The following is a 24628-nucleotide window of genomic DNA, read 5'->3' on the forward strand; positions in this document are numbered from 1 at the left end:
AACAATAAATAAGCAAAAAAATGATCCATTCATATAAACGGCAAATATTGGCCACGCTGGCAGCAACGGCGGTATTTGCCTCATGTGTTACAAAAAAATACCAGCAACCGGTAGTAAATACCGATAAGCTGTATCGCGATACCACTATCAGCGATACCACATCAATGGCCAGCATGCCGGTAAGCCAGCTATTTTCTGATACCGTTCTGGTAAACCTGATCCAGGAAGGGCTGCGTGAAAACCTCGATTTAAAAACTGCCGTGCAGCGCATTAACGAGGCGCAGGCAACATTTAACCAAAGCAAGGCGGCATATCTGCCAAGCCTGGAAGGAAGCGGAACCGTTACGAGGGCAAAAACATCAGCAGCAAGCTTAAATTTTCCGCCTGAGTTTGCCAGCTCCTTCAACCTGAAAACAACCACTTACCAGGCAGCGTTAAGTACCAGTTGGGAAGCTGATATCTGGGGTAAATTAAGCAGTTCGAAAAGAGCGGCGCTGGCATCATTGCTGCAAAGTGACGCTGCTAAAAGAGCGGTTCAAACCCAGCTCATAGCCGATATAGCAAACGCTTATTATAACCTGCTGGCGCTTGATGAGCAATTGGCTATCACTCAGCAAACCCTTACCATACGGGTAAAAGATGTAGAGACCGTAAAAGCCCTGAAGGAAGGTGCTGTGGTAAACGGAGCGGCTGTGGTACAAAGCGAAGCTAACCGTTATGCCGCCGAGGTTACCATACCCGATCTTAAACAAAGCATCCGCGAAGCCGAGAATGCATTAAGTATTTTACTGGCAAGAGCCCCGGGTACTATCAAACGTACAACGCTAAGCGAACAGAAACCTGTAGCCGACCTGAAAACGGGCATCCCATCCCAGCTCTTAAAAAACCGCCCGGATGTGCAGGAAGCTGAGTTTGCATTCAGGAGTGCGTTTGAGAATACCAACCTGGCACGTACTTATTTTTATCCGCAGCTTACCATTACCGGGCAGGCCGGTTTATCAACCCTGCAGCTCAAGAACTTTTTTGATCATTCCATATTTTACAACTTTGTTGGCGGCATTACCCAGCCCATTTTTAACAAAGGTCAAAACCGGGCGCGTTTAAGAACGGCGCAAGCCCAGCAACAGGAGGCTTATTATGCTTACCAAAAATCATTACTCACGGCGGGGCAGGAGGTAACCAACGCGTTGTTCTCCTATCAAAACGCCATTGAAAAACAAGGTTCAAGGGTTAAACAGTTGCAGGCGCTCGAAAAATCGGTTGATTATACCAAGGAGTTGCTGCGTTACAGTTCGGCTACAAATTATACCGATGTTTTAACTTCAGAACAAAACTTGCTTGCTGCCCAGTTAAGCGGCGTTAACGATCATTTGCAGGAATTGCAAGCTATAGTTAACCTTTATCGCGCTTTGGGCGGCGGCTGGAAATAGATGACATTAGCACCATGGCAATCAAGAAGCCCGGTTTGCAATTGAGCTGCCGGGCTTTTTTATAGCCGGTGGTGATTTTGACATATTTTGAAGTTGTTTAAACATTTATTATCTATGCCAACTAATTGATTTTTGTAAAACCTGTTATCATACAATCATCTAAACCAAATTGATAATTTAATTACGGTTAATTATTTATTAATGAATAAATTAAAGTAAATTTTGCTTGTGATTGAGAGGTTAAAACATGGGAAGTAAAGAACGGATATTGCGGCAAAAGGATGATACCCGCCGAAAGATACTGGACGCTGCGTTGGATATGATTAAGTGTGAGGGATGTGATGCGTTAAGTATGCGGAAACTTGCTGAGCATATCGAGTACACGGCTCCCGCTATTTACGAATATTTTGAAAGCAAGGAAGCTTTGTATACCGAGCTTGCCCGCAAGGGGCACCTTAAACTGGCAGCTATGGTGAAGCTGGCAAAAGAGGCACATACAGACGGCATTGAACAGATGGAGGCTATGTGGTTGGCTTACTGGAACTTTGCAATTGCCTATAAGGAGCTTTACCAGCTGATGTTTGCTGTTGGTACAGGTTGCAGCCCGGTAGAAAACCGGATAGCGGAAGCGTTGGTTTTTCCGGAGATGGTTTCTGAAGTGATCCGCACGCTATATGAGCCTCGCGAAGTAAGTGATGAAGAGGTTCAAAAAAGATATTACACTTATTGGTCGGTAATTCATGGGTTGATAGCCATCAACATGATCCAGCTTACGCGGGATGAAAAAATGAACCAGGAGATCCTGATTGGTGCTATCAGGGGGATCACCGCGTTGATAACTACCTAAAGCTATGATTGATAAGGAGCGGGTTTTAAATGGGAGTGAAGCGCTTTTTCTTGAGGCGGGGATAAAAAGCATTACTATGGATGATATTGCCCGGCATTTGGGAATCTCCAAAAAAACAATTTACCAGCATTTCAGGGACAAAAACGAGCTTGTTACAGCCCTTGTAAAAAAGCGGCTGGCCGATGATGAGGCAATGCTTTGCTCAATTATTAGTGACACCGGTAATATGATGGATGAGATGGTTGAACTCACCAAATGTACAGGCGAGATCTTTTCGAGGGTAAATCCTGCTGTCTTGTTCGATCTGCAAAAGTATCATCATGAAGGCTGGATGTTATACCTGAAATTTAAAACAGGCTTCATGGTAAATATTATCGGGAAGCTTTTAAAAAAGGGTATCGATCAGGGGTATGTCCGTCCCGAAATTGATGCCCGAATAATTGCCATTATGCGGGTTAACCAGATTGAGCTTGGTTTTAACGCCTCCGTATACCCCCATGCCGAATTTAATTTATGGGATGTTCAGCTGCAGCTTTTAAACCATTTTAACTATGGTGTGTGTACGTTAAAGGGTATCGCCGTTTTAAATAATCCCGACTGACGGGTTAGCGTTGAGGCCTTATGGTCCGGATACCATTTTCGCCTGCAATAATTGCCCTGCCGGCCATTTGGTAAAATAAAGAGTGTTCAACAACACCCGGTATCATTTTAACCAGGGCATTTAATTTAGCCGGTTCGGGCAGTTCAGTAAATTGTACATCCATCAGCATATTGCCATTATCTGATATCAAAGCGCCATCTTTTTGTGTGCTCATACGCTGGGTAAGTGTAGCTTGAGGAAACAGGGCTGCCAGGTTTGCCAGTACAATTTGTAAGGCTTGCGGTAATATCTCTATAACCAGCGGATATGTAGCGTTAAGTTGGGCTGAGAATTTTCCCTCATCGCCCAGCAAAATAAATTCCTGCGCCATTGAGGCAAGTACCTTTTCGGTAGTATGGATGCCGCCGCCGCTTTTCAGGGCGTTTAGTTCGCTGTCAAACTGGTCGCAGCCATCAAAATAGATATCGAGTTTATTAAGCAACGCAGGCGACTGAATGTGTAACTCATGCTTGCTTAACAACTGGGTTGTTTTGAATGATGATGAGGTAAATATTAAGGAAGCCGCAAGCTTACGATCCCGGGCTAACATATTAACCAAATGAGCTATGGTGCTCCCGGCTCCCAAACCAATAATTTGATTGGGGGTAATCAAGGTTAAAGCGGCTTTAGCTGCTTCCAGTTTATAATCCGTCATGGCGCTAAGATACAGCACCCGCCGCTAATAACCTTTGTTAATTTACTCTTTTAGTCGTCTATGCCCTCCCACAAGTGACTATGTACTGTTGATATGATATGCTTTTTCATGTTATTGTTTATTTGATGATTTTAACCGTCTTTAATAATGAAGACGAATCAAAACCGGGAACATTTTAAAACAGCATAACTTTTTTTAATATGTTAGGATGGTATTATCGCATATCAAAATACAGGCTTGTCAATTTCTGTGTCTTTTATTTTCCAGGCAGTTTTTAATTGTTGTTTTATTTTATTTAAAGCAGTGGCATTACTTGTATTTTGATAGGCCAGCTGAAGCCCGGTTAACGCCCAGCCATTGTTGGGATTAATTACAAGGTCTTTATTTAATACAGCTATGGCTTCATTGTACCTGCCTGCTTTTAACAAAGTATTGGCAAGGTAGTGTCTTGCGGGCAGTGGCCAGTCGCGGGGTTCATTATAGATCAGGTGATCTTCGGCGGCAACGGCTTTTTGTAATATATTAATGGCTGTGCTGTATTTTTTTTCGGCGGCGGCAATACTGCCCTGTAATATAAGGCTGGCAACGCTTGCAGATTCATAAGCGCTGCTAAAATTATCTAATGGTGTTTTTAATGATTGGTCCTGCATTTTGGTTTCCAGTATTTTTAGCTCACGCCTGGCATTGGTGGCATTGCCTTTGCTGCACCATGCCAAACCTTTCGAAAAATGCAGCAACGCCGACGCGTAAACCAATGTGTCAACAGGTTTAGTATCTAAAATATCCGCCCATTTACCAAACCGCACCGCCGTTAATACCGGCTGCATATAAACATATTGGAAAAAATTACCATCGGCCCCTTTTGCAGCTAAGTAATAAGGTGGCAGCGCTGCCCTGGCCTCATTAGCGGCAGCAAAGGCTGTTTGATAATTGCCGGCCATTTGTGCACAGTTTACTTTTAAATGGATGTTGTGGATCTTATATAAAACATCTCCGTTTGCTACAGGGCTGTACTGTTCCAGGTAAGTATTAAAACCTGCAACAGCCGCCGTATTATTCATAATACCCTGTTCGTAATTGCCTGTACGGATATAAATATGCGAAGGCATATGTGTTATATGCGATACCTGCGGCATCAGGGTATCCAACAAACGGGCACTTTTTAATGCCATTTGTGGTGTTGCGGAAGCCTCCATGGTGTGGATATAAAAATGATTGGCCCCTGGATGTTTGGGACAAATGACCAATGCCTGTTCTAACAACGATCGGATTTGCGGCGTCCATGGTTTGGGCGTAAAATCATGCGCATACAGGTCCCAGGGATGGAGCAACAGTAAAGCATCAGCATATAGGGTTAATACCTCGGCGTTTTTAGGATACTTTGAATATACTGCCTGCATGGCATCGGCATAATTGGTTCTTAACTGCTTTACTGTAAGGCTGCTGTCTTTACTGTAGCGCTGCTGCATAGCTGTAATAAGCTCCTTTTCGAGCGAGGTGCTATTGGTGCTCAGCCTTTTGCTTTTTTCTGATGCTTCATAGGCATCAGCCGGAGGGGCATACCCATTAGGATAGTTAATAGTTGGCCCTAAAGCCAGTGATTTGCCATACCAGGCCATTGCGCAGCCGGGATCAAAACGGGTTGCTTTGATAAAAGATGCTATTGCTTCGATAGAATGAAAAGCATAATACATGCTTATGCCCTGGTTAAAATAAAATTGCGCACTATCGGATGATGTGGTGATTTTCCATTGATAGTTACCCCAGCCCTTTAATGCCGGGATCTCCGGGATGCTATCTGCACTCTTATACCCAAAACCACATACCACGGCCCGTTTAACGGTGCTTTTATACGGTAAAGCCGTTGACGTTACGGTGCTTTTTTGATAACGGTAATAAAAGGACTGCGCTGTGAAAGAAACAACGATCAATCCAAAAAAGCTTTTGATTAAAAGGAGGTTATTTTTCATTGTGATACATTAAACAGGTTATTTAAAAGCTAAAAGCAGAATGCATAAAGCCTAAGCTTAATATCCTGATTATTAACCTTATTAAATTACTTTATGTGAAATTAATTATTAGGTTCTATATAGGTGCAATTTAGAGTTTGCAAGGTGAAAGGTTTTCAATCAAGGACGTATTACAAATAATCCTTTTCTTCAAAAACTTCCTCCCGGTTTTGTTCAATAGGAAAGGTTATCATTAACGTAACACCCTGGCCGTTTTCAATTACAAATTTCCCTTTTAACTGCTTGCCAAGCGCTTTCATCATTTCCATCCCAAGGGAATTAGCCTCACCAAAGTCAAAGTCGGGAGGGAGGCCGCGCCCGGTGTCAGATACCTTTAAAATTGCGTTTTCATCATCTGATGTTGACAGGCTCACCATGATCTCCCCGCCCTTATGATCAAAAGCATATTTTATAGCATTCGTGATCGCTTCGTTTAATATTAAACCGATAGGTACTGCAAGGGCCGGATCAAGGTTAAGAGGATTTAACACCTGTTTTATTTTGATCTGCCTGTAACCTGTATCGAACGAATCGCTCAGGTAATCGATCAGTTCACCAATATAAGCGGGCATAGATACAAGGGCGGTGGTTGTACTGCTGTATAGTTTCTGATGTAAAAGCGCTATAGCGTTTACCCGGTGCTGGCTGCCGCGAATTGCTTCAAGTGCGATATCATTTTGTAAATAAGCCGATTGCGTGTTCAAAATGCTCATTACAATTTGCAGGTTGTTTTTTACCCGGTGATGTACTTCTTTTAACAACCATTCCTTTTGCAGCAGCAGATCTTCCAGCAGAATGTTTTTAGAGGTGATCACCTCGTTGCTTTTTTGCTTATGCACGTTTTGCCTGAATAATAAAGCCGCTATAACCAGCAATAAAAATATGGCGCCGATTGTAAGGTTTTTAACCAGGTTGGCCTGCTGTAAATTGGCCTGCTCAAGCTTGCTCTTTTGGTTTAAAAGTGTAATTTGTGCTTCCTTTTGCCGGGTTTCAAATTCAATTTGCAGTTGCTCAATCTGTTTGCTTTTGGTGGTACTAAATATCGAGTCTTTGATGGCACTGGCTGATATAAGATGATGAATTGCCGACTGATACTGCCGCCGGCTGGTATCCAGGCCAAACCAAAGGGTTTCATTGGTGCCAAGGTCATTGGCATTGCCAATCTTCCTCAACAGGTCCTGGTTCATTTTGAGGTATTTTAACGCTTCGGCAAACCTGGCGGTTGCGGTGTAAAATTTAATGATCAGTTCATAATAGCTGCTCCGGGCATATAAATTGAGGTTAGGATTGTTGGTTTGCTGTATCAGCTTGTCGCAGTAAAGTTTAGCTTCACTATACTGTTTTAACGCCAGATAAATTTTAAGATAGGTTTGACTTACCTCATCGCCTCCTTCATATAGCTTTCCGGAGGGATGCACAAATTTTTGGGTCACCTGTGTTAAAAAAGCTTTGGCTTTTTGCGGCTGACGCATCCGGAGGTAAACATCAACTATATTGCCTGCCAGCAAGTATATGGTTGCATTATCTTTCTCTGATTTGGCAATTTCCAAAGCGCGTGAAAAATAATTGATGGCCTTTTGATTATCGCCAAGCTTTACAAAATCATAGCCCAGGTTATTATTGATCTGGCATATTAACCTTACATTATCCGCATGGCTTGCGGTGGCAATTTTCAGGGCCTTTAGTTCATAGCTGATCGCTGTTTTATAATCGCCCTGGGTATAATACAGCCTTCCTAATAACGCGTAAAGCCCCTGGGTTTCTGTGTAATGAGCCTGATCATAATAGGCTAATGCCTTTTTAGTTTCGGCAAAAGCAAGGGTATAATCATTCATCATCTGGTGCAGATCGGCTAATAACCGGTAACACCGGGCAAGTTCAACCAGTTGGTTTGTACGCTCAAAAGCGCTGACGGCCAGGTTCAGATAATGAATCCGGGAAACCATGGTTTGCTGCAAAAAATCCTGGCTGTAATATTCAGATAGTTCAAAATAGGCTTTACCAAGCAGCGTCCGGTTATGTGCCTGCTTAATTTGCTGTGTGGTTTGCTCAAGCAATGCGCGGCCGTTTTTGGATTGGCCGTTCGATTTGTAAAATGCCGAACGGATCAATGCAATACGAAAGTTGGTTTCGGCCTGTGGAGAGCGGTGATTAAGCTGTTCGGCCTGGTTAATAAAGTGAGAAGCACTATCCAATTGTGCCGGAGAAGGATGGCGCAGATGAGTGAAAAACTCCGCCAGTTGCAGTACAACGTTGATCCGGTTGGCGGCAGAGCCCGGGAAGCTTTTTTGCGAAAGCAAAGAATCAACATGGCGCCTGGTAATTTCCTGCGCGTTTGCTGAAATGGCCAAAAGAAAGCACAGGATAATCAGTTTGCATTTTCGTATCGTATCAGCTCGTTTCATCGTTGGTTGGGAGCCTGTATGCATCAATCTTTTTTTAAATTTAGGTATATTCAAGTACATCTGCTAATTTTAAAGCTGTACTTGTGTGATGTAATTTATTAGTAATCAGCTATTTTTGAGCTTTGTTAAAACGAATGACGGGGATATCGAAAAAGAAATTGCATTAAAAAACATTAGTACGGCTACATCAGCATTAACAGGGTCTTTTAATATATTTTATCCGGTATAAATATATCCGTATTTGACAGATCGTCATTGATCAGGATGCTGCAGCTCAGTACATTTCTTTTGATTGTTGAGTGATGTCCGGTAATTTGTACCAAACAGGTGCCGCAGCTCCCCATTCCGCAGCACAGCCCAAAGCCCGGAATTGCCAGGTTATCACATATGAGCGACATTAAACTGTGATATTGCCCGGGGAACGTATGGATACGTTCGCTGTTGTCCAGGTAATGTAATGTAAACAGGATAGTGTTTTTTTCAGGCATCGTCTGCTTCTTTAAACTTTAACCGGTGCGATAGGTAAATTAATGAAAAAATCCCCGGTTACCCGTAATACCCGGAATGATGCACGGTTTTAAGCCAGTGGTAAACTGAAGTGAAAAACAGATCCTGTACCGCTTTCGCTTTCTGCCCAGATCTGTCCCTCGTGCCGGCGAACGATCTCGGCACTCAAATAAAGGCCAATACCGAAACCTGAAATATGACGGGTTTGGTTGCTTTCAACCCGGTAATAACGGTCAAAGATCCTCGGGAGGTCCTGGGCATTGACCCCCATTCCCTCATCTTTTATGCTAACCCGGGCAAAGCCATTGACGGAAGCGCATTTCACTTCGATCTTCCTGCGTTTAGGCGAGTATTTAACGGCGTTGCTAATTAGGTTGGAAATTACCGAGCCGATCTTTTCCCTGTCGGCATTAACCTGCACATGATTACTGATATCGATATGAATAATATGAGTGGAAACAGTGAGCCCGTATTCCTCAACAACTTCCCTGATCAGCAGGTCCAGATCAAATAATTCTTTATTAATAGCGATTTTACCTGATTCCAGGCGCGATATATTCAGGAACCCGTTGATCATGCTGCTCATCCTCTTCGCCTGGATATCCGCTTTTTCCATAGCGCCCGCGAGAAAATTATCAGGATTATTTTTTAACTTGAGGTTGGCCACCTGGATCAGCGCCATCAGCGAGGTTAACGGGGTTTTAAGTTCATGGCTCACCATGCCTATAAAATCATTTTTCCGCAGCTCGTCTTGCTTCTGCTCCGAAATATCCCTGGCGATCTTGGAAACCCCGGTGATTTTTCCCTGTTTATCACGTATAGGCGAAATGGTTAGGGATACATCCAGGATACGACCGCCGTTCGCCAGTCTTTTTGTCTCAAAATGTTCCATGCGCTCCCCGTTTTTCAAGCGGGTTATGATCTGCGGTTCCTCATCCTGCCGATCTTCCGGAACCAGCTTAAGAATAGACTGTCCTATCATTTCGGAGGCCGGGTAACCAAAGATCCTCTCTGCCGATTTGTTCCAGCTGGTGATCGTCCCCTCCAGCGATTTACCTATTATCGCATCGTCTGATGATTCTACGATGGCGGCCAGTTTGGCACTGCGTTCCTCTGCCTTTTTCTGATCGGATATGTCAAGCGCGATCACCAGTCCGGCATAAACCATTCCCCGTTCATCAGTTAATGGTACAAAATCTACCTGCAGATCATGACCGCCGCTGCTTTTAAGTTCGGTCCGTATCTGCTCACCGTTTAACATCCGCTCATAGTACCCCCTGGTTATGGCATACCGCTCCGGAGAGTTAAGTTCGGCCATGTGTAAACCTGCATAACTATCCTCGTGGTAACCTAATTTTTGCATCAGGTCACCTTCCATCGTTATCAGGTTATGCTCTCTGTCAATAACAAGGATCAATGAGCGGGGAATATTGACGGCGATAGAACGGAATAACTGCCCCTTCTTTTGTATTTCGTCCCTGCTTCTTTGTAGTTCCTCATTACTTGCCAGCATTTCTTCGTTTGATGCCGCAAGTTCTTCGTTAATCGCGGTAAGTTCCTCATTAAGAGCTTGCGTTTCCTCTTCACTTTCTGCAAGGGATTTAGTGCGTGAAGCTACCAATTCCTCCAGCGATACGTTCATCCGTGAAAGTGCCTGCTGTGCCTCCAAAAGCTCCCCATTGATAGAGAGGAGTTCTTCGTTTGCTGTGCTGATCTCTTCATTAGCCGCGGTAAGCTCCTCGTTAAAAGCCGCGGTCTCCTGTTCTTTCACCTCCAGTTCCCGTTGCAGGCGTTCTTTTACCTTTACATCCCGAATTGCACTAATATATGACAGAGAGGCGATCACAACGGCGAGTATGAGCATTACGATTATGGCTGCAGGAGCAACAAAGGTATAACGTTCCAAAACCGCCCTGCGTTCGTCCAATAGTTTGCTTTCGGTATCTTCTGCATGGTCAACGGCAAGGCGCAATGCATCCATGGCAGATCTTCCTTCTTCCAGATCGGCTGTGGAAACAACCTGTTGATGTTGTTTTTTTGAAACAAGTTGTTCCAGGATGGCCATTCGCCGGGTTAGTATCGCTTGAATGCTTGCCAGGTTGGCTTGCTGCGGGGCGTTATCGGCGGTTAAGGCACTTACCTCACTAATCAGGCGCTGTGTTTTGAGATAGGCACCCTTATAAGGGCCTAAGAAGGCGGTCTTGCCGGTAAGCAGAAAGCCACGCTGCCCTGTTTCTGCATCTTTCATCGATGAAATAGCTTGTTCAAGCTTCTGGATCACCAGCGTGCTGTGGCCAACAGCTTTATTGCTGTTTAGCAAATTATTAATCGTATTATAGGAAAAGAATCCGACGATCAGCAGGATCAATATCGAAAACCCGTAGCCGAGCTGTAAATTGCGGGTAAAGTTCAGTCGCATAGAGATACCGGGTATCAATGATTTTAAGGGATATGCAATAATTTATGTTTTTACGAAAGAAACCAAAGAGATGGTTTGACGTTACCGGTAATAAATGCCGAAGGTAACATAGATGTTACAATTATTGTTGGGTCTGCTATTTTATACAACGGTTTAATTTTAACTCAGGAGCTTAATTTTTTTAATTGGTAACTTACTAATTAACAATAACGTTTAACAACTTTATTGATTTTACTGACTATATATGAGAAAAGGGGCGTTTGGAATTGCCTTTGCTTATTTGTTGATTAGCCTGCTGTGGATCATGTTCAGTGACCGGCTGTTGTTTTATTTCGAAGGAATACTTAGCCCCCACCAATACCTGTGGCTGAGTTTAGGAAAGGGGTGCCTGTTTGTGATGGTTACAGCAATTGCTCTTTACGTTTTGATCAGGTCAGAAGAACGAAGGTTGAAACAGAGCGAAAAGCAATACCGGAGCATGTATGAATCCAATCCAAACCCAATGTGGATTTACGAGCCGGGGACACTCCGTTTCATTTCGGTAAACGATGCCGCAATTGCGGTTTATGGCTACAGTGCGGAGGAGTTCAGGCAACGGACAATATTGGATATCAGGCCTTTGGAAGACCGGGAGAATGTGATTGCTTCGTCCGATCGGGTAGACAGTAAGCTCAATGATAGCGGTACCTGGCGTCACATTAAAAAGGACGGGCAACTGATTTATGTAAATATTACCTCGCATAAAATCTGGTTCAATAAAAAGCCCCATATCATGGTTATGGCTCGTGACATGACCGAACGGGTAGCATTTGAGCAAGCCCTTGAAAAAGTAAACCAGGAGCTTTTAGAAGAAAAACACAAGCTTAGTGAAACCCAGTTGTTGTCGCGGGTGGCCGGATGGGAATTCTACCCCCGTGAAAACAAGCTGATATGGTCAGACGAAGTTTATCGCATCGCAGGTTTAAAGCGGGATGGACGCGAAGCTTTCGATATTTATGTACATCACATTTTTCCGGAAGACCGGCCGCTGATGATCAACGCTTTGCATGAGCTCATCAGTACCGGTAAACAACTCGATGTAACGCACCGCATCACTGCCCTGGATGGCACAACCCGTTATATCCGGCAGCTTGCCCGCGTTGAAAGCACCGGGGAGCAGGAACTTAAGATAGCAGGTTCGCTACAGGATATTACTGAGCTCAAACAATTGGAAATGGAGCGTAATCGGTATCAGTATAGCTTTGAGCATACGCTGAACAGTATTACCGATTGCTTTTTTGAGCTCGACCGCCAAATGAAGATAACCCGGATAAACGACATCTTTCGGGAGATGGTTAAAACAGACAGAAGCCAGATTATTGGTGCAAGTATTTTTGAGTTTTTTCCTAAAGCCGAAAATAAGTTTTATCATGTTTACCATAAAGCGCTTGAAGAAAGGGTTATTGTAAGGCACGAAGATTACTCGGTTATCCTGCAGCGCTGGCTCAGGATGGCTGCTTATCCTACCGATGAAGGTGTTGCCGTATACTTCGCCGACATTACCGAAGACAGGCTTAAAGACGAACGGTTAAAAGAAGCAGTTGAACGTTACGAACTGGTGGCCCAGGCGACGAGGGATGTTGTTTATGACCTTAATATTGTTGAAAACAAACTGATATACAATACAAGCCTTACACATTTGGTGCAAATATCGCTCGACGAAATCAGTTATGAACTGGAATGGTGGCGGTCGCTGATCCATCCGGATGATATGGAAGAAGTAGTGAGCAGCCAGGAAAGGATCAGCCGTGCCGGTTTAACCAATTGGGAATGCGAATACCGGCTTAATTGCGGTAAAGGTGAATATAAATACGTGATGGACCAGGGGTATTTTATATATAACGAACAGAAGCAACCGATACGACTGATAGGAGCGGTAAGAGATATTGATGCCCTTAAACGCAGCACCCAGGAAAATAAGCGGTTGGCAGGGATCATCAAACAGGTAAATAATATGGTGCTTATTACAGATGACCTGCGCAGGGTGCAATGGGTAAATAATGCCTTTGTAGAGCTGACCGGTTACGCCATGGAAGAGGTGGTAAATAAGATGCCGGGTGATTTTTTGACAGATCCCGATGACCCGGTGATCCAAACGTTATTAAGGAAACAGCAGGCCAGGGAAGCTTTTGGTATTGATACGATCATTTATACCAAAAACAGGATCCCGGTTTGGGTATCAGCCCAGTTAACCCCGGCATATGATGAAGATAACGCTTTTCAGGGCTACATCATCGTTTGTCAGGATATAACTTACCGTAAAGAAAAAGAAGAAGAGGTTAACCGGCAGAACCGTTTACTCCGTGAGGTTGCGTGGATAAGCTCGCATGAGATCAGGCGGCCTGTGGCAACTATGCTCGGATTGGTAAACTTGCTGGATATGACCGAAGATGAGAACGAGCGAAGAGAGATCTTTTCAAAACTCCGGGAATGCGCCCGGGAAATGGACAGCATGGTACATGAGATCCACCGTCGTATTGAAGCGGAAAAAGTCATGCAAATTGCGCGCGACCTTTAAACCGCTAATTTAATGGTTAGCATAATTACTTAGTAAAAACTTAACATTTCGGCATTTATCGCTTTAGCGAAAACCTGCCTGAATAAAATTAACGGCAGGTCTTTTTTTAGTATTAGCCCAATATACCGTAGCCGGAATTGTTCCGGCTACTCGCTTTTCAGGCTCTTTACCGGGCTGGTTAACGCTGCTTTTATGGTCTGTAGGCTAACCGTAAGCAGTGTGATGACAAGCGCGGTAAAACCAGTAATGATGAATATCCATACCGATATACCCGCCCGGTAATCAAAATGCTGAAGCCAGTTGTGCATCAGGTAAAATGCTATAGGTGTAGCCAACAGTAATGAAAGCATGACCAGGCTAATGAAATCTGCAGATAATAACCGACAAAGGTTGAAAACTGTTGCCCCCAACACCTTGCGAACGCCGATTTCTTTCACACGTTGTTCGGCCATAAAGGAAGCCATGCCAAACAATCCCAGGCAACTGATAAAGATTGCCAGCCCGGCAAAGAATGCGGCCAGCCTGCCGATGCGCTGCTCGTTACCAAATTTTTGAGCGTAGGCCCCGTCAATAAAAGTATATTGGAAGGGCTGTTCAGGGTTAAAACGTTTAAATACCCTCTGGATATTTGCTATAGCAGTACCGGCGCTCACCTTTGGGTTAATGCGCAGCAGCACGGTGCCCCCGGCATCTTTATTAAAAAAGTAAACGCATGGCTTCACCTGGCCGTATGGTGAATCGACAATAATATCTTTGATTACGCCGATGATTTTGAAAGTGACGCCATAAAAAGTAACACTATTTCTTAAAGGGTCCTTCATACCCATAAATTTCACAGCGGATTCGTTGATGACTACCGCTGTTGAATCAGTCAGAAAATCTTTAGAAAACTCCCGTCCTTCCCTGAACTGCCATCCGGCGGTTTTTCCGTAGCCGGCCGAAACGCCATTCTGCTGAAAATCGATACTCAGGTTTGGGTCCTTATCTTTCCATTCAATGGCGCTGGTGCTGCCCGCGGTTTGTGTGGGGTTTACATCTCCTTCTGCTGCCGAAACCACCGTGCCGGTTTTGTACAGTTCATCTTTTACAGCTTCAAAACTTTTATGGATTTGGTCTGTACCCGGGTTAACTGATAATAGCCCGTCGCGGGTATAACCCACAGGCCTGTCTTTTGCAAATTGTATTTGCCTGAAAACAACAATGGTGCCTATAATTAGCGTAACAGATACTGTAAATTGCAGCACTACCAGTGCTTTGCGGGGGAGGGCAGCCATTTTTCCAACCCTGAAAGCTCCCTTCAGTACCTTTACGGGTTGGAAAGACGACAAATAAAAAGCAGGGTAACTACCTGCCACTATGCTGGTAAACAAGGTAAAGCCTGCTCCCATAAGCCAGAAAAAAGGGTTGCCCCATGGGATAGTTATTTGTTTGCCGGCTACTTCATTAAAAAAAGGCAAACTCAATTGCACAAAAAGCAGCGCGAATACAAAGGCAAAGGATACACATAATACTGATTCACTGAAGAACTGATAGATCAGCTGGCCCCGGGCCGAGCCGATAGCCTTACGGATACCCACCTCCCGGGCGCGCTTTTCAGACCGGGCAGTACTCAGGTTCATGAAATTGATACAGGCCAGCAGCAACACAAATACGCCAATGATACCAAACATCCATACATACTGGATACGGCCGCCTGTATTTTTACCATCCTTAAATTCATCATAAAGATGCCACTTGCTCATGGGCTGCAGGAACAGCGCAGGTTTCTTTTTAGCGAGAACAGCGTTCACATTACGCAGCTTGGCATCTTTTATTTTTGATGAGATGACCGAAAGGTCGGCGCCTTCGGCAGTTTGAACATATAGCGTACAAAAGTTTGGCCGCCATGGTTCACGCATCGATCGGATATCATTGGCAGTAAACCCCATATCCCAGGGCGCGATAAAATTGAGGCCTGCAAATGTGGCATTTGAGGGCATGTCTTCAAACACGCCCCCAACTTTTGCATTGTAGCGGTTATCAATCTTTAAAGTTTTGTTGATCGGATCACTGTCGCCAAAATAGGCTTTAGCCGTTGAGGCGGAGATCAGGATAGATGAAGGATCGGTAAGCGCGTTGCGGTTGCCCTTCAGCATTTGCAATGTAAACATTTCGGGGCCGTTAGGTTCCATAAACACACCCGTACGGTTGAGCTTTTTGGCGTCAAGCGCCAGCATGTGGTCGCCGTAACCGGCGCTGTTCACCACTTGCTTAAAAAAACTCCCGTAGTTTTTGCGCAGTTCCGCGGCCAGGGGCAGCGGAGCCGATTGCCATGTTTGTACTTCCCCGTTATTAGTTACATTTTGGATGACCTGGGCAATAGTGTCACGGTTTTTATGATTGCTATCAAAGGATAGCTCATCCCATATCCATAGGCCGATCAGCATGGCTACTGACATACCAACAGATAGTCCGGCGATATTGATAACAGAGTGTACCTTGTTTTTGATAAGGTTACGCCATCCAATTATTAGATAATTTCTGATCATAAAATTGATTGTTTAATTGGCAGCCACCGATGCGCAGACAGGCCTGCTTCAAGAATATGTATCAAATGTGTGCCAAATGATTAATTTGTTGTAAATCAATTTATTGTGGTGCGATAGCGTCTTGGGGATTGTTCGGATTCGGACGGTTGTGTTCGGTTTTATTTGGGGGCGTTTTGTGAGTGTGCCTTTTTTAACTGAATGTTTTTCATCTGGCCGCAAAAAATGCTTTGCCGTTGAGTATCAACCCACAATATCATTGTCTTTATAGCAGATCATACGTTTGCCGCCGTTATGGCGCCATTATTTCACTTTCCCCTGATTAACTATTCTTTACAAGTCTAACCTTAATGGTTATCAAATATTGTTTGGCCAACAATGAAGTTGCTTGTCTTCATAAAACAGGTAAGGGAAAGTTGCAACCCTGAAAATGCAGCGTCATCAAATATGTTTTATTTATACTTCCTTTAAAAAAACTGTCTTACGATTGTTTAACAGGTTCATTTATCGCTGTTATCCTCAAATGCAGCTTTTTTCAGGATTGATAGGAACGTTTTTAACCAATAGTATACGCTCCTGGTAAATAAGGGCAGGTAAACGCCTGCCAATACATTAAGAATTTTAAAATATGAGAAACAAATTATTAGGATTAATCGGCTGCTGTATAATTACTGCGGTTGGGTGTAAAAAGACCATTTCGCCCGAAAGTATTTCCGGACAAACCAATGAAACCGGGAATGCCAAACTTAAAACTAATGCTACATTCAGTTACATCCATCCGGGTATGCTGCATACCTCTGCAGACCTGATCCGGATGCAAACACAGGTAAACGCCAATGCCTCCCCCTGGGTAGACAGTTACAATCTGCTCACTGCCAATTCGTATGCGCAGCTTAATTATGTCATGGCCGGTCCGAATGATACGCTCACGCGAACCAGTACCGGAGGCAATTATGTACACATTATGCGTGACGCTGCCGCAGCCTATCAGGATGCTTTGCAATGGTACATTTCGGGCAATAATGCATATGCCGACAAAGCTGTGAGCATTCTTAATGCCTGGGCAACCACATGTAAAGCAATAGGAGGGGATTCAAACTATGCGCTGGCTTCCGGTCTTTATGGATACCAGCTTGCAAATGCCGCCGAAATCCTTCGTTCGTACAGTGGCTGGGCGGCTACCGACTTTAACAACTTTAAAGCATTTATGTTAAATGTTTTCTATCCGGCCGCCAATGGTTTCCTTACCAATCACAACGGTACCTGCGATACGCATTATTGGGCAAACTGGGACCTGTGCAATATGGCTACTATTTTATCAATCGGCATTTTATGCGATGATCAGGCCAAGTTTAACCAGGCTATAACTTATTTTAAGAGCGGTATTGGCAATGGGAATATCGACAGGGCTGTGTTCTATGTTCACCCCGGTAACCTTGGGCAAAACCAGGAAGCGGGCCGCGACCAGGGACACGCAACGCTGGACATTTCGCTGGTAGGTGCATTTTGCCAGATGGCCTTTAACCAGGGCCAGGATCTGTTCGCGTACGAGGGCAACAAGGTACTTGCATTAGCCGAATATACCGCGAAGTATAATCTGAATATGACGGTGCCTTATAACACTTACAACAATTGCGACAATGTTAACCAAACTGTTATTTCAGCTGCTTCCCGCGGTACCATCCGCCCTTGCTGGGAACTGATTTACAACCATTACCAGAACGTGATGGGCGTAACTGCAACTTTTAGCAGCCAATTTGCCACCCAGGTAAGGCCGGAAGGGGGCGGAGGTAACTACGGATCTACCAGCGGCGGGTTTGACCAACTGGGTTTTGGTACACTTACCGCTACCGTTGGTACACAACCTATTGCCAATGGTACCTACCATGTGGTTAACAGGGCTACAGGTAAATACCTCGATAACCTTGGTGCAACTACAGACGGAGCTACTGTTGGACAATGGGCTTCGAGCACCAGCAATAATCAAAAATGGACACTTACTTATAGCGGCGGTTACTATAAGCTGATATGCGTATCGAGCGGAAAAGCGCTGGATAGCTATAACCATACTGCTGATGCTTCGACCGTTGCACAGTGGACCAGCGGGGGCAGTACCAATCAGCAATGGACAATTGTTCCGATAGGTTCATATTTTAAAATTGTGAACAGGACGAATGGTAAATGCCTGGATACCGGCGGAGGCACAGCAAACGGCAGCCCTATGGAGTTTTACGGTAACAATAGCAGCCTGAATCAGCAATGGAGCATTGTGCCCTGATGAACGTTATACTTAAGTTAGATTTAGATCAATTATGCCGGCGGCTATCCTTTTATAGGATAGCCGCCGGCATAATAACAATCTTTGAAAGTAAAGGCGATCCCTGTTCGCCGGTCATCGGGCAGTAAAGCCGAAGCCTTTCCGCTGCTTATTTTCCTGCGCGTCTATCGAATGATTGGTTTTCATATTATTAAGCGTATGTTTAAGTGTTGATCGCGTGTTTATAATACTTTGTTCAAATAATTGATTTTCTGTAAATAATTAAACCAATTGATCTGTCTGACCGTATAAAGGTTGAATATTATTAAGAATATTATTTGATGGCATTTTTACCTGTGAATATGAGAGGGCGTCATGCTTACTTTTTACTATCGATTTTTTTAATATTGCTGGGGAATAACATTTTTGCCGCTGTTCCCATCATTACCTATACTTCATCCAATGTTTATACAGTTGGCACAGCCATTACTACCCTGACCCCCTCGGTTACTAACGGCGTTAGCGCGATAGGCTATAGCGCGACTACAACAGCGCTTACCGGCGCTACCTTAAATAACCCGCGCGGTGTAGCTATTGATGCAGCCGGCAATATTTATGTAACCAATACGGGTAACAACACCATCAGCAGATATAATTCAAGCGGTACTTACCTGGGTACCTTTGGTACGGGTGCTACCATGTCTCTCCCTAAAGACCTGGTTTTTGATTCATCGGGTAACGCTTATGTACTGAACCTTGGCGCTACTCCAGGTACAGGCAGCGTATATAAATATAATTCAAGCGGTGTATACCAGTCTACCATACTTAGCAGCTTAAACTATGCTTTGGGAATTACCATTGATCAATCAGATAACATTTATATCGCTGATCAGGGTGCTGTTACGGTGCAAAAATACAATACCAGTGGTACACTCTTACTTTCATTGCCCACTACTAATTTAAACACTCCACTTGGAGTAGCTGTGGATGCATCGGGTAACATTTACGTGTTAAATAACGGCACCGGGAACGTAACAAAATACAATTCGGCCGGAACCTTTCAATCTACTTTTCTTAGCGGGTATACATCAGCACAAACCATAACCATTGATGGTGCCGGAAATTTTTATGTAGGCGACAATGCAGCTACCAATATAGTTAAGGTTTACAATCAAAGCGGTACCTTACTTACCAGTAAAGCCCTTACGGACCCTGAAGGGATAGCTGTTGACAGTAAAGGCGTCCTGTATACCTCGGCTTATTATGCTAACCAGATGAATAAATCCACCCCAACCGGCGGCTTTTTCCTGAGCGGATCCTTACCTGCGGGCTTAACCTTTAACAGTTCAACAGGCAGCATCAGCGGCACCCCGACAGCAGCGATGGCAACCACCTCCTATACCGTTACCGCCTATAATGCCAGCGGTGCAGGTACCAGCAATACATTTACTATTACGGTTAACCCTACCACCCCTACGGGTACCGGCGGCTCAACATGTGCTTCGGGAACAGCAACACTTTCAGCTTCAGGAAGCTCACCGTCGGGCGGGGTATATAACTGGTATGCTGCCCTTACAGGCGGTTCATCTTTAGGAACGGGCTCAACCTTTACTACGCCAACTCTAACGGCAACTACAACCTATTATGTCAGCTATACTCAAAACGGGGCAACAAGCACGCCACGCATCGCCGTAACTGCAACTGTAAATGCCGGTCCGGCTATTGCTACTGCCCCTACAAGTCCAACCGGCAGTTTATATCTTTCCTATCCGTTTACCGGTAATGCCAACGATGTTTCTGGCAATTCAAATAATGGAACACTTCAAAACGCCCCCACGCTTGTTGCAGATCGTTATTCGGCAGCAAACAGCGCCTATAGCTTTAATGGTTCAACTCAGTATGTTTCTACCGCTACTGCTGTAGCGTTCCCCGGCCCCCAAAACTTTTCCATTAGCGTATGGTTCAAAACCAGTTCGGCAGGAGGCAGGCTGGTAGGTTTTGGCTCATCGCAAACCGGGCTGAGTATTAACAGTGACCGACATATTTATATGAGTAACAGCGGACAACTTTATTTTGGCCTTTTCCCGGGAATACTTAAAACCATAAATACTACGACAACTTACGCGGATGGTAACTGGCATCATGTGGTGGCTACCGAATCAACAACCAACGGAGCCAACCTGTATGTTGATGGGGTATTGCAGGCTACAGATGCCACCATGACCGCCTCGCAATCTTATGGCGGTTACTGGCGTATCGGTTATGATAATCTATTAGGTTGGACAAATGCCCCCACCAGTTATTTGTTTAATGGATCATTGGACGATATTGCCGTGTATAATACCGAATTGACGGCATCCCAGGTTTACACGTTGTACGGAGGCGGCAGCACGCCGGTATGTGCCGGCAGTACCATGGCGTTACAAGTTAATACGGTAAGCGGCGCCACTTATTCGTGGTCGGGCCCAAATAGCTTTACATCAACTTTGCAAAATCCTACCATTGCCAATGCTACTACTGCAAACTCCGGGGTATATACGGTTACGGTAACATCGTCGAGCGGCTGTACATCACAATTAAGTGTAACAGCTGTAGTAAATGCCCTTCCGTCTGCCACATTTACCGCAACTTCAGCGGTTAGTGTTAATTCCAATGCAACAATAACCTATACTGGTACTGATCCTTCAACATCAACTTATTCATGGGATTTTGATGGCGGCACGCCCTCAACCGGAACAGGGCAGGGACCGTTCTCTGTACAGTGGACAACAGCCGGAACAAAAACAATAACACTCACCATCACCAATGCAAATGGGTGTTCTGCTGTTTCAACACAAACAGTTTCTGTTTCTAACTACTATGGAAATTATGCTTTCGGAGACGCCATTACGCTAAATACTACTTCACTTGGCATTACCTCAAATCTTACTAATTTTCCGGCATTACTTAGTATACAGGATAATAACCTGATTATTTCAAATACCTGTACTGATAAAGTGCAAAACCCTAATGGGCCAAATTATGATTTTGCATTTGTAAGCGGCGGTAGCGAGCTATATTACCAGGTAGAGAGTTATGACCAAACTACCGGCACTTTACTGGTTTGGGTGCAAATACCTACTTTAACTTACGCTGCTAATAACAACATAATGTTTTATTATGGCTCAAAATCCCCCACAGTAACACACAATACGGCGTTTTTTGCAAATACCTGGGCAAGTAATTACCTGGCTGTGTTCCATTTTAATGAATCGAGCTACACGGGTTCGGTTGCCGATGGTACCGCGGGAGGGCATACAGGTACTACCAGCGGAATGACCTCGGCAGATCTTGTTACCGGTAAAATCGGCACGGCTTACAGTTTTAACGGATCAAGTAAAAAAATTACTGCCAATGCCGTGTCTGTTACAGGCCCCTTCACCTTATCTGCCTGGGTTAAATTAGGGGCGACTGGACTGGACCAAAAAGTAATGACAAACCAGGCCGCCGGTGGGGGCACCAGTGGCGGCTATAAACTTGGTGTTTATACTACTAATATCCCCGAATCAGAATCGGGTATTGCCACAACCAGGTTTAGTACACCTAATCCAACCGCTTTTGCCAGTGGCGCATGGCATTATATACAAAGTGTTTACACAGGTACAACCCTTAGCACGTATGTTGATGGAACACAATATAAAATATTAACTACTTCCAATAATCCTTCGGTCAATACAAGCTTTTATATTGGGGTCGGAGAAGCGGGAACCAGCTTTTATTTTAACGGGGTAATTGATGAGCCGCGTGTTTCAAACGTTGCAAAAACGGCCGATTGGCTAAAAGCTGAATATGTAAATCAAAATAACCCGGTAACGTTTACTACTGTTGGTACTACCACTACCAATACCACTAATGCGGCAGCAATACCAGGTGCATTAACTTATACCTATAAAGGCGTTACAGGAACTTATACCGATGCCAGCAACTGGGATAACACCACTGCCGGTATTACTAATCAGGCCCCGGCATTCGACGGTACAGCTACCTTAATTATCCCTACAGGGAAAAGTATTACAATTAATTCTGATGCATCGGTATACGGGCTTACTTTAAGCGGTACGGCTTCAATAAGCCTGAGCGCAAATTTGAGCGTTGGGTGTAATATTTATAACCAGGGCACCGGAAAAATAGATTGGAATAATTTAAATACATCGAAGATAACCTGGAATGGGACCAGTGCCGCCCAAAGCTACAATGGTGCAGCTTCTACAGGGTATACGCATGTGGGCACTATGGAAGTGAATAATTCGGCGGGTGGAACTATAACGGTTAATAGTGACACACTTGATATTTACAGCGAACTCAAAATTACCAAGGGGAACCTGGCGGTTGCCTCCGGGGCTATTATGGTACTCAAAAGCAGTGTATCTCAAACGGCCTCTGTCGATCCTATCCCGACAGGGTACAGCATTACAGGAACAGTATATGCAGAACGTTATTTCAAGGCCGGGACTATTGCTACCAATACCCGTAATTACCGGCTCTTGTCTTCCCCGGTAAATACCACTACAGGTGCCTATAACCTCAGTTATCTGAACACCAATTCAGGTAATTTCTCCGGGGTTTTTGTTGCCGGCCCAACCGGGACGGCAGGTGGATTTACGGTCACCAACGCTGCCTCTACGGTTTATTTATACAAAGAGAACCTGCCCGCAAGCAGCACTACTTTTAATTCGGGAAATTTTAAGGGCTTAACAGATATTTCGGGTAACACCATCTCTTATTATACAGGTACGGGTACTACCACTGCAACAACAACGCTTCCGGTAGGTAATGGCTACATGTTATATTATGCCGGAAATAATGTTAACAATGTTACTTCCACAACAGCACTGAATAAACAATACCGCTTTGGCGGAAGCTATATTGATCCGGATGCTTCAACTATGGTAGCTGTAGGTACGCTTAACCAGGGCAGCATCCCGGTAAAACTATGGTGGAACAGCAGCAGCACCACTTTAAGCAAAGCACAAACCGGTTATAATCTGGTAGGCAACCCATATGCCTCTTCTATTGATTGGGACACTTTTTCGCAAAGCAGTTCAACAAACGGCATTTATGGCCCCGGTGTATCTGCTACCATATATGTTTTCAATTATACCAATAAAAATTATGGCACTTATACCGCTTTGATCCCGGGGGGCATTGGTACCAATAATGCAACACGTTACATTGCAAGCGGACAGGGCTTTTTTGTGCAGGCTACTACAACCTCTGCTTCATTGACTTTTAATGAAGTAGCCAAAACAACAGTGCAACCCAGCTCCCTGGGGAGTACCCTTTATATGTTAATGAGCAAAAAAAGCCAGGCATTAGCCAAGCCCCAGTTAATGCGGGTGAAGCTCTCGGCTGATTCGGTTAATACCGATGAGATCATGGTATTATTTGATCCCGGATCCAAAAATGAATATGAGCCTTTTTATGATTCAGACCGGTTAAACGGCATCGGAAATGTTTCGACACTGGCCAGCTACGGATACAGGAGCCAAAATATGCTCGCCATTAACAGGATGAATGTCATAGATTCCACTACCAGGGTAAAGTTATTTGTGAATGTTAATAATTCGGCAACCACAGATACGATTTCCGGTTCGGGATTTGAATCACTTGATTCGAGATATGACATATACCTGCTTGATCATTATAAAAAAGATTCTTTGCTTTTCAGCCAGTATAAACGTTACCCGTTCAATATCGACAAAACAGACACAACCAGCTACGGCGCAAACAGGTTTGAAATCGTATTTCATAAAAAAAGCTCGTTAAGCTACCGGTTGCTGAGTTTTGAGGCAAGCCCGGTTAAAGACGGTATTCAGTTAACCTGGAAAACGGAGCATGAAGGAAACCTGTCGGGCTTTACACTGCAAAGGCAGGACGGCTCAAAGGAATTTGTTCCTTTAACGTCAATGTTAAGCAATGGCAGCGGGTCTTATACTTATATAGACAGGTTCCCGTCAGCAGGAACCAATTACTATCGCTTGCAGCAAAATGATCCTTTTAACACCATCAGCTATAGTAAAACGATATCCGTTAACTTCAACGCTCCAGGTATCATTAATGAGATAATGACACTTTATCCTAATCCGGTTAATAGTGAGTTTTATATTAAGATCAATAGGAACGCACCAGACAGGGTGATACTTAAGGTAACCGGCATAACCGGTCAGGTAATGTTTTACCGGGAAACGGATGGCAATAATATACAACAGAACGTAGGCAGTCTGCTGCCCGGAAACTACATTGTTGAGATTTCGGACAAGGTAACCAAAAGGCTGATTGGGATTAAAAAATTTAATAAGAAATGAAATTTTACCTCTGCAAAACAATCTATCGGGTTA

General features: G+C 44.3%; 12 protein-coding genes. 6 read left to right on the plus strand and 6 right to left on the minus strand.

Annotation, left to right across the window (positions count from 1 at the left end; all coding sequences use genetic code 11):
- Positions 1–20 precede the first annotated feature (20 nt).
- The 3 genes from MusilaSJ_RS00640 (at position 21) to MusilaSJ_RS00650 (ending at position 2878) form a co-directional block, all read left to right on the plus strand.
- Positions 21–1430 carry an efflux transporter outer membrane subunit gene (locus tag MusilaSJ_RS00640; protein ID WP_129570884.1) on the plus strand — a complete coding sequence of 470 codons (1410 nt, stop codon included), beginning with the start codon at positions 21–23 and terminating at the stop codon, positions 1428–1430.
- Between the two features lie 247 nt (positions 1431–1677).
- Positions 1678–2277: a TetR/AcrR family transcriptional regulator gene (locus MusilaSJ_RS00645; RefSeq protein ID WP_274988148.1), complete on the plus strand. Its 600-nt coding sequence runs from the start codon at positions 1678–1680 to the stop codon at positions 2275–2277.
- Between the two features lie 4 nt (positions 2278–2281).
- A complete protein-coding gene (locus MusilaSJ_RS00650) occupies positions 2282–2878 on the plus strand; it encodes a TetR/AcrR family transcriptional regulator (RefSeq protein WP_274988149.1) in 597 nt (198 codons plus the stop codon).
- A 4-nt stretch (positions 2879–2882) separates the two neighbouring features.
- On the opposite strand, the gene rpiA is transcribed toward MusilaSJ_RS00650, so the two are convergent.
- The 5 genes from rpiA to MusilaSJ_RS00675 form a co-directional block, all read right to left on the minus strand.
- Positions 2883–3572, minus strand: a complete 690-nt coding sequence (gene rpiA / locus MusilaSJ_RS00655) for a ribose 5-phosphate isomerase A (protein WP_274988150.1) — start codon at positions 3570–3572, stop codon at positions 2883–2885.
- Between the two features lie 224 nt (positions 3573–3796).
- Positions 3797–5542 carry a tetratricopeptide repeat protein gene (locus MusilaSJ_RS00660; protein WP_274988151.1) on the minus strand — a complete coding sequence of 582 codons (1746 nt, stop codon included), beginning with the start codon at positions 5540–5542 and terminating at the stop codon, positions 3797–3799.
- 170 nt (positions 5543–5712) lie between these two features.
- Entirely contained in the window at positions 5713–7932 is a 2220-nt protein-coding gene (locus MusilaSJ_RS00665; protein WP_274988152.1) for a tetratricopeptide repeat-containing sensor histidine kinase, read from the minus strand.
- Between the two features lie 260 nt (positions 7933–8192).
- Positions 8193–8474, minus strand: a complete 282-nt coding sequence (locus MusilaSJ_RS00670; protein WP_274988153.1) for a 2Fe-2S iron-sulfur cluster-binding family protein — start codon at positions 8472–8474, stop codon at positions 8193–8195.
- A gap of 89 nt (positions 8475–8563) precedes the next feature.
- Positions 8564–10912: a PAS domain S-box protein gene (locus tag MusilaSJ_RS00675; RefSeq protein WP_274988154.1), complete on the minus strand. Its 2349-nt coding sequence runs from the start codon at positions 10910–10912 to the stop codon at positions 8564–8566.
- Between the two features lie 244 nt (positions 10913–11156).
- Between MusilaSJ_RS00675 and MusilaSJ_RS00680 the strand changes: the two genes are divergently transcribed.
- The gene (locus MusilaSJ_RS00680; RefSeq protein WP_274988155.1) at positions 11157–13469 is read left to right on the plus strand and encodes a PAS domain S-box protein; all 2313 of its coding nucleotides are present in this window, start codon (positions 11157–11159) and stop codon (positions 13467–13469) included.
- Positions 13470–13615: 146 nt separating this feature from the next.
- On the opposite strand, the gene MusilaSJ_RS00685 is transcribed toward MusilaSJ_RS00680, so the two are convergent.
- A complete protein-coding gene (locus MusilaSJ_RS00685) occupies positions 13616–15997 on the minus strand; it encodes an ABC transporter permease (RefSeq protein WP_274988156.1) in 2382 nt (793 codons plus the stop codon).
- A 625-nt stretch (positions 15998–16622) separates the two neighbouring features.
- On the opposite strand from MusilaSJ_RS00685, the gene MusilaSJ_RS00690 reads away from it, so the two are divergent.
- On the plus strand, positions 16623–18272 hold the full coding sequence (locus MusilaSJ_RS00690) for an RICIN domain-containing protein (protein WP_274988157.1): 1650 nt from the start codon (positions 16623–16625) through the stop codon (positions 18270–18272).
- A 341-nt stretch (positions 18273–18613) separates the two neighbouring features.
- On the plus strand, positions 18614–24595 hold the full coding sequence (locus MusilaSJ_RS00695) for a DUF2341 domain-containing protein (protein ID WP_274988158.1): 5982 nt from the start codon (positions 18614–18616) through the stop codon (positions 24593–24595).
- Positions 24596–24628 lie beyond the last annotated feature (33 nt).

Origin of the sequence: Mucilaginibacter sp. SJ (genome assembly GCF_028993635.1) — a bacterium.
Classification (GTDB): Bacteria; Bacteroidota; Bacteroidia; order Sphingobacteriales; family Sphingobacteriaceae; genus Mucilaginibacter.

Bases quoted from the DNA above. Each gene is read 5' to 3' on its own strand.
- MusilaSJ_RS00645 (WP_274988148.1), top strand. From the start codon at position 1,678: ATGGGAAGTAAAGAACGGATATTGCGGCAAAAGGATGATACCCGCCGA.
- MusilaSJ_RS00680 (WP_274988155.1), top strand. From the start codon at position 11,157: ATGAGAAAAGGGGCGTTTGGAATTGCCTTTGCTTATTTGTTGATTAGC.
- MusilaSJ_RS00675 (WP_274988154.1), bottom strand. From the start codon at position 10,912: ATGCGACTGAACTTTACCCGCAATTTACAGCTCGGCTACGGGTTTTCG.
- MusilaSJ_RS00640 (WP_129570884.1), top strand. From the start codon at position 21: ATGATCCATTCATATAAACGGCAAATATTGGCCACGCTGGCAGCAACG.
- rpiA (WP_274988150.1), bottom strand. From the start codon at position 3,572: ATGACGGATTATAAACTGGAAGCAGCTAAAGCCGCTTTAACCTTGATT.
- MusilaSJ_RS00660 (WP_274988151.1), bottom strand. From the start codon at position 5,542: ATGAAAAATAACCTCCTTTTAATCAAAAGCTTTTTTGGATTGATCGTT.
- MusilaSJ_RS00690 (WP_274988157.1), top strand. From the start codon at position 16,623: ATGAGAAACAAATTATTAGGATTAATCGGCTGCTGTATAATTACTGCG.
- MusilaSJ_RS00650 (WP_274988149.1), top strand. From the start codon at position 2,282: ATGATTGATAAGGAGCGGGTTTTAAATGGGAGTGAAGCGCTTTTTCTT.
- MusilaSJ_RS00670 (WP_274988153.1), bottom strand. From the start codon at position 8,474: ATGCCTGAAAAAAACACTATCCTGTTTACATTACATTACCTGGACAAC.
- MusilaSJ_RS00695 (WP_274988158.1), top strand. From the start codon at position 18,614: ATGAGAGGGCGTCATGCTTACTTTTTACTATCGATTTTTTTAATATTG.
- MusilaSJ_RS00685 (WP_274988156.1), bottom strand. From the start codon at position 15,997: ATGATCAGAAATTATCTAATAATTGGATGGCGTAACCTTATCAAAAAC.